The sequence below is a fragment of the Saccharothrix sp. ST-888 genome (assembly GCF_000955975.1).
GTDB lineage: Bacteria > Actinomycetota > Actinomycetes > Streptomycetales > Streptomycetaceae > Kitasatospora.
The window spans coordinates 1-354 of record NZ_JYJF01000584.1; the positions used below are offsets into that span (position 1 = coordinate 1).

At 68.9% G+C, this 354-nt stretch carries 1 protein-coding gene; it reads right to left on the minus strand.

From position 1 onward, the window contains the following. Positions 1 to 354: hypothetical protein (locus UK12_RS44005; RefSeq protein ID WP_231591504.1), on the minus strand; the 354-nt coding region annotated here is incomplete at both ends.

Here is a 354-nt window from a genome sequence, read left to right on the forward strand (position 1 = left end):
AATCAGGGTTTCCAGGGTGACATCGGTGCCCAGGGCTTCCAGGGCAACCAGGGCAATCAGGGTTTCCAGGGTGACATCGGTGCCCAGGGCTTCCAGGGCTTCCAGGGCAATCAGGGTTTCCAGGGCGACATCGGTGCCCAGGGCTTCCAGGGCAATCAGGGTTTCCAGGGTGACACCGGTGCCCAGGGCTTCCAGGGCACCCAGGGCACCCAGGGCTTCCAGGGTTTCCAGGGTGACACCGGCGCCGGAGGCGTCGCGGGTCCCGCAGGCCCGCAAGGCTTTTCGGGCCCCGCAGGGCCAGTAGGTGTCGCGGGCCCGGGAGGACCCGCTGGCCCCGCAGGTGAAGCGGGTCCC